This is a genomic window from Cupriavidus basilensis, assembly GCF_029335485.1.
In the GTDB taxonomy this organism is placed as follows: Bacteria; Pseudomonadota; Gammaproteobacteria; order Burkholderiales; family Burkholderiaceae; genus Cupriavidus; species Cupriavidus basilensis_E.
This window is the reverse complement of sequence record NZ_JARJLM010000623.1, coordinates 1-6,260: the sequence shown is the minus strand read 5'-3', so window position 1 is coordinate 6,260 and position 6,260 is coordinate 1. Positions and strand designations below refer to the sequence as shown.

At 68.4% G+C, this 6,260-nt stretch carries 7 protein-coding genes; 5 read left to right on the top strand and 2 right to left on the bottom strand.

Going from position 1 to position 6,260, the window contains the following annotated elements; all coding sequences use genetic code 11:
• The first annotated feature begins 2 nt into the window (after window positions 1–2).
• From P3W85_RS38385 to P3W85_RS38365, 5 genes are all read left to right on the top strand, one after another.
• The gene (locus P3W85_RS38385; RefSeq protein ID WP_276268640.1) at window positions 3–680 is read left to right on the top strand and encodes a lytic transglycosylase domain-containing protein; all 678 of its coding nucleotides are present in this window, start codon (window positions 3–5) and stop codon (window positions 678–680) included.
• On the top strand, window positions 677–1,669 hold the full coding sequence (locus tag P3W85_RS38380; RefSeq protein WP_276268639.1) for a 2OG-Fe(II) oxygenase: 993 nt from the start codon (window positions 677–679) through the stop codon (window positions 1,667–1,669). The genes P3W85_RS38385 and P3W85_RS38380 overlap by 4 nt, the downstream gene beginning before the upstream one ends.
• Entirely contained in the window at window positions 1,669–2,538 is an 870-nt protein-coding gene (locus P3W85_RS38375) for an AraC family transcriptional regulator (RefSeq protein WP_276268638.1), read from the top strand. The genes P3W85_RS38380 and P3W85_RS38375 overlap by 1 nt, the downstream gene beginning before the upstream one ends.
• 119 nt (window positions 2,539–2,657) lie before the next feature.
• On the top strand, window positions 2,658–3,329 hold the full coding sequence (locus tag P3W85_RS38370; RefSeq protein WP_276268637.1) for a LysE family translocator: 672 nt from the start codon (window positions 2,658–2,660) through the stop codon (window positions 3,327–3,329).
• A gap of 119 nt (window positions 3,330–3,448) precedes the next feature.
• A complete protein-coding gene (locus P3W85_RS38365; RefSeq protein WP_017224401.1) occupies window positions 3,449–4,069 on the top strand; it encodes a LysE family translocator in 621 nt (206 codons plus the stop codon).
• Here the strand turns inward: P3W85_RS38365 and P3W85_RS38360 are convergent.
• On the bottom strand, window positions 4,053–4,595 hold the full coding sequence (locus P3W85_RS38360) for a hypoxanthine-guanine phosphoribosyltransferase (protein ID WP_017224402.1): 543 nt from the start codon (window positions 4,593–4,595) through the stop codon (window positions 4,053–4,055). The two genes, P3W85_RS38365 and P3W85_RS38360, sit on opposite strands and share 17 nt — an antisense overlap.
• 83 nt (window positions 4,596–4,678) lie before the next feature.
• Entirely contained in the window at window positions 4,679–6,073 is a 1,395-nt protein-coding gene (gene ffh, locus P3W85_RS38355; RefSeq protein ID WP_276268636.1) for a signal recognition particle protein, read from the bottom strand.
• Between the last annotated feature and the right edge of the window lie 187 nt (window positions 6,074–6,260).

The following is a 6,260-nucleotide window of genomic DNA, read 5'->3' as shown; positions in this document are numbered from 1 at the left end:
TGCTGAGCTCTGCCGCCTACGCCGGGGCCCAGAAGGAAGAAGACCTGGCCGACTCGGTGCGCGGCGCGCTTGCCGCTGCAATTGCCGATAGCCGGCCGGTGCGCCCGGTCTTCGCTTCCACGGGAGACCAGCTGGCCTATATCAAGTGGCTCGGGGAAATGTCGCACCGGCTTGCCGGGCGCATCCCCGAGCCGCAGGTGCGCATCGAACTGATCGAGACCGCCTACTACGAAGCCAAGCGCGCCGGGCTGGAACCGGCGCTGGTGCTAGGGCTGGTGCAGGTCGAGAGCAATTTCCGCAAGTACGCGATCAGCTCGGCCGGCGCCCGCGGGCTGATGCAGGTGATGCCGTTCTGGGCGCGCAGCATCGGCGACGGCGACGCCCGCAAGCTCTTCCACCTGCAGAGCAACCTGCGTTACGGCTGCACCATCCTTCGCCACTACCTGGACCGCGAGCAGGGCGACCTGTTCCTGGCGCTGGGCCGCTACAACGGCAGCCGGGGCCGTCCCGATTATCCCAATGCGGTGCTGGCGGCCTGGAAGCGCTGGCAATTCTCCGAAGCCGCCGTCACCGTGGCCGGCGACCCCGAAGCCGGCACCACCACCCGCGGCCGCGCGCTGCCGCCCGAGGCGCCGGAGCGCAACCCGTTCTCGCCGCAGCGCTTGGCCAATCCGTCATGAGCGGCATCCCCGGCACCCCCGGCAAGGCTGGCTATACCAGTTCCTCGGCGGACCTGGAGCACTGGCTGCGGCGCCACCTCGCGCAGGGCTTCGACGGCGAGGCGCTGGTGCAGTCGATGTGCCAGTCGGGCTACGATCGGGCCTTCGCGCAGGCCACCGTCGCCGCGGCAGTGGCCGCCGCGGCGGGTCATGGCGCAAAAGGGGCGGCGAAAGAGATGAAAGGGGCGGCGGAGCGGGAGGCCGAACTGGCTGCGGACCGGGGCATCGGCAAGCCCTCGTCCCCCTCGTCCTCCTCGTCCAGCAACCCCGGCGATCGCCCGGGCGGCCACGGCCATGCCATCGCCCCCGCCGGCCGCAACGCGGTGCGTCACGCGGGGCGCGATATTCCCATCCTGTTCCGGCTCGCCGCGCCGCGCATCGTGCTGTTCCAGCAATTGTTCACCGATGCCGAGTGCGATGCCCTTGTCGCGCTGGCGCGTGGCCGGCTGGTGCGCTCGCCGGTGATCAATCCCGATACCGGCGATGAAAACCTGATCGAGGCGCGCACCAGCCTGGGCGCGATGTTCCAGGTCGGCGAACACCCGCTGATCGAGCGTCTCGAGGCGTGCATCGCCTCGGTCACGGGGATCCCCGCGGAACGCGGCGAAGGCCTGCAGATCCTCAACTACAAGCCCGGCGGCGAGTACCAGGCGCATTACGACTACTTCAATCCCCAGCGGCCTGGCGAAGCGCGCCAGCTCAAGGTGGGGGGGCAGCGCATCGCCACCCTGGTGATCTACCTGAACAGTCCGCCGGCCGGCGGCGCCACCGCTTTCCCCAAGCTCGGCCTCGAGGTGGCGCCGGTCAAGGGCAATGCGGTCTATTTCAGCTATCGCAAGTCCGACGGAACGCTGGACGAGCGCACGCTGCACGCCGGCCTGCCGGTCGAGGCCGGCGAGAAGTGGATCGCTACCAAGTGGCTGCGCGAGCGTCCCTACCGGAGCGAGTGATGGGCGCGCCAGACGATCGTCGTGGCCGAAGCGCCGCAGATGCGGCGCAGCCGGCCCGCTACTGGTTCGACCCGGCCATGCCCTATGTCGAAAGCCGTTGCGCCTGCGACAGCGGCGCCGCCTACCTGCCTCACACCCATCCCACGCTGTCGATCGGCGCCATCGATAGCGGCCACAGCCTGTTCAGCACGGAAGCCGGGCCGGTGCGGCTGTCGCGCGGCGACGTGGTGGTGATCCCGGCCGGCCAGGTGCATGCCTGCAACCCGGTGCCGGACGGGCGCTGGAGCTACCAGATGCTGCATCTCGACCCGGCATGGGTCGAGGCGGTGCTGGCGGCGAACGGCGCGGCGCCGGCGCTGCCGCAGGCACTGGCACGGGTGCGCATCACCAGCGCGGCGGACAGTTACGCGGCCCTGTGCCGGCTCAACCAGATGTTGTTCTCCGCGGCACCGGCGGCGCGCAAGGAGGCCGCGCTGGCCGGCTTCGTCGGGGTGCTGTTGGGCGGCATCGACCCGCGCCAGACCGTCCGCCTGCCGCGCCCGCCCGCCTGCGGCCAGGCCAGCCTGGCCCGCCTGGTGGCGCTGTTGCGCGAGCGCCACGCCGAAGCGCTGCCGCTGGCCGACATGGCGCGCAGCGTCGGCTTGAGCCGCTACCAGCTGATCCGGGCTTTCCGGGCCGAGACGGGCATGACGCCACATGCCTACCAGCTCGACCTGCGCATCAACCAGGCGCGCCGGCTGCTGCGCGCGGGCGCGGCGCCGGCGGAAATCGCCCAGGAGCTGGGCTTCTCCGACCAGAGCCATTTCCAGCGCGCATTCAAGCAGCGCGTCGCGCTCACGCCGCGCCACTACCAGCGCCGGCCCCGCTGAGCCGGCCCGCGCCGGCCCCGCGCGCGCCGCGGTGCCCGTGCCGCGCAATTTTCTCCAATACGCGCCCCTGCCTGGCAGCCCACACTTCCTGCTCTTCACGAAAGGAAAAAGGGACAGGCATGGATTTACCCGTCGACTCCGGCTTCGGCCAATTCGCCATGGTGGCGGGCGCGCACTTTCTCGCGCTGCTCAGCCCGGGGCCCGATTTCTTCCTGGTGGTGCGCAGCGCGCTGGTGCACGGTGTGGGCCGCGCCAGCGCGGTCTGCCTGGGCATTGCCCTGGGCAATGGCGTGTTTATCTGCCTGGCCATGGCGGGACTGGCCGCCACGCGCACCAGCCAGGGCGTATTCACGCTGCTGCAGTGGGGCGGCTGCCTCTACCTGGCCTGGCTGGGCTGGCGCCTGCTGTCGGCCAGTGGCGAGACCGTGCTGCCGGAGGCGGGCAGCCAGCCGGCGCGCGGCGGGCGCGGTAAAGGCGGCAGCTACGCGGCGCAGCTCGCCACCGGTTTCCTGTCGGCCGTGCTCAATCCGAAGAATTTGCTGTTCTACGCCAGCCTGTTCTCCGTGCTGGCCGGCAGCCGCACGCCATTCGTGGCCCAGGCCGGCTACGGCCTCTGGATGTTCGCCATGGTCTTTGGCTGGGACATGCTGGTGGCGTGGGGCGTGCGCCTGCCGCCGGTGAGGGCGCGCTTCGCCCGCTCGGTGCGCGGCGTGGAGCGGGTGACGGGGCTGGTGCTGTGGGGGATCGCCCTGGTGGTGGCGGTCAATGCGCTGCAGGGGGCAAAGCCATGATACCGCTGGCCTCGCGCCTGACAGGCGTACCGCTAGTTTTCAGGTGAACTGTACCGGTACCGTACTGTTCGATCTGGCTAGACTGGTTCCATTCAAGTCCGCTTTCGATGGAGTCAGTCATGGTAGTGCCCCAGCTTGTCGCCGGATCCGGCGTGTTCGCCGCCTTTTGCGCGTTTGCCCTGGTGTCGTCGATCACCCCGGGACCCAACAACACCATGGTGCTGGCCTCGGGCGTGAACTTCGGCTTTGCCCGCACCGTGCCGCATGTGCTGGGCATCAGCATCGGCTTCGGCCTGATGGTGGCGGTGGTGGGGCTGGGCCTGGGATCGCTGTTCCACGCTTTCCCGTGGACCTGGCAGGTGCTGCGCGTGGTGGCGGCAGTCTATCTCGCCTGGCTGGCCTGGAAGCTGGCGACGTCAGGCGGCCTGCAGGAGCAGGAGGTCGGCAAGCCGATGGGATTCGTGGCGGCCGCGGCGTTCCAGTGGGTCAACCCGAAGGCGTGGGTGATGGCGGTGGGCGCATGCAGCACCTACGTGCTGCACGGCAATGTCTGGCTGAATGTGTTGCTGCTGTCCGGCCTGTTCGCCGTGATCAACCTGCCCAGCGTGGCGATGTGGGCCGTGTTCGGCTCGGCCATGCGGCGCTGGCTGGCGCAGCCGCGCGTGCTGCGCCTGTTCAACGTGGCGATGGCGCTGTTGCTGCTGGCCTCGCTGTGGCCGATCCTCAGCGCAAGGCCCTGATGGCGGGCAGGTTGCGCCAGTAACCGTGCGCGTCCATGCCGCAACCGAAGACATAGCGCTCGGGCACGGTGAAGCCGCAGAAGTCCGGGTGCATGGGCTTGGCCTTCTGCAGCACTTTCTCGCACAGCACGGCGGCGTAGACGTTGGTGGCGCCCATGTCCATGATGCGCTGGCGGATCGCGGCCATGGTTTCGCCTTCGTCGAGGATGTCGTCCAGCACCAGCACCGTGCGGCCCTTGACCGACTCGCGCGGCGCCACGCGCCACTGCATCTCGCCACCCACCGTCTTGTTGTTGTAGCGCGAGAGGTGGATGTAGTCGAATTCGAGCGGAAACGCCAGCTTGGGCAGCAGCATGCCGGTGAAGACGACCGCGCCGCCCATCACCGACAGCACCAGCGGGAATGTGTCGCCCATTTTTTCCGTGATTTCGCCCGCCATGCGGTCCAGGGATGCCTGGACGGCCTCGGCGCTGACGATTTCCTCGGAGTTGGCCCAGAGTTCGCGGGCCTGTTCGGCGGTCATCATGATGTGGATCCTGTCTCTATCGCTGTCTTTGTCTTTTGCAAGTGGCGCGGCGCCCGCAAGCGGGCATCGCCGCGCCGGATGGCTTAGCGGTTGAAGAGTCCCTTCATGCCGCCCTTCATCGCGCCCATCGAGCGCATCATCTTCATCATGCCGCCGCCCTTGAGCTTTTTCATCATGCTCTGCATCTGGTCGAACTGGTTGAGCAGGCGGTTGACTTCCTGCACCGGCACGCCGGCGCCGGTGGCGATGCGGCGCTTGCGGCTGGCCTTGATCAGCTCGGGTTTGGCGCGCTCCTCGGCGGTCATGCTGTTGATGATGCCTTCCATGCGGCGCACCTGCTTTTCCGCCACGTCCATATTGGCACCCTGGGCTTGCTGGGCGAACTGCGCCGGCAGCTTGTCGACCAGGCTGCCCAGGCCGCCCATCTTCTTCATCTGGCCGATCTGGCTCTTGAAGTCCTCGAGGTCGAAGCCGCCGGTCTTCTTGATCTTCTTGGCCAGCTTCTCGGCGGCTTCCATGTCCACGCCGCGCTGGGCTTCCTCGACCAGTGCGAGGATGTCGCCCATGCCCAGGATGCGCTGGGCCATGCGGTCGGGGTAGAAGGGCTCGAGGCCGTCCAGTTTTTCGCCAACGCCGACGAACTTGATCGGGCGGCCGGTGATGTGGCGCACCGACAGCGCGGCGCCGCCGCGCGCATCGCCGTCCAGCTTGGTCAGCACCACGCCGGTCAGCGGCAGCGCGTCATTGAAGGCGCGCGCGGTGTTGACCGCGTCCTGGCCCAGCATGGCGTCGACCACGAACAGGGTTTCGGCCGGCTTGAGCTCGGCGTGCAGGGCGGCGATTTCCTTCATCATCGCCTCGTCGATACCCAGGCGGCCCGCGGTATCGACGATCAGCACGTCGTGGTAGTGCTTCCTGGCCCAGTCCACCGCCGCGCGGGCGATGTCGACCGGGTTCTGGTCGGGCTGGGAGGGGAAGAAGTCGGCGCCGACCTGCTCGGACACGGTCTTGAGCTGGGCGATGGCGGCGGGACGGTAGACGTCGCACGATACCGTCAGCACTTTCTTCTTCTTGTTTTCCTTGAGCCACTTGGCCAGCTTGCCGACGGTGGTGGTCTTGCCTGCGCCCTGCAGGCCGGCCATCAGGATGATGGCCGGCGGCTGCACCGCCAGGTTGAGCTCGCCCGCCTTGTTGTCGGCCGAGAGGCTTTCCTCGCCGCCGATGACAGCGGTCAGCTCGCGCTGCACCACGCCCACCAGCGCCTGGCCGGGCGTGAGGCTGGACACCACATCCTCGCCCAGCGCCTTTTCCTTGACGCGGGCGATGAATTCGCGCACGACCGGCAAGGCCACGTCGGCTTCGAGCATGGCCAGGCGCACTTCGCGCAGCATTTCGGCGGTATTGGCTTCGGTCAGGCGAGCCTCGCCGCGCATGGTCTTGACGACCCGCGCCAGGCGTTGAGTGAGATTGTCCAGCATGGCAGAAGTCCGGGGGATAGGGCTTTATCGAGGCTTGAGGCCGGCTCGGGGCCCGGCTCAAGCGGGGCGCCACCGGGACGGGGCGCTAAGGTAAACTGTGCAAATGGCCATTGTACTGTATGCCTTGACGGCACTTCTCTATTGCGGCCTGGCCTATCACGGCTGGGCGACGCGCAACCCGCAGCTA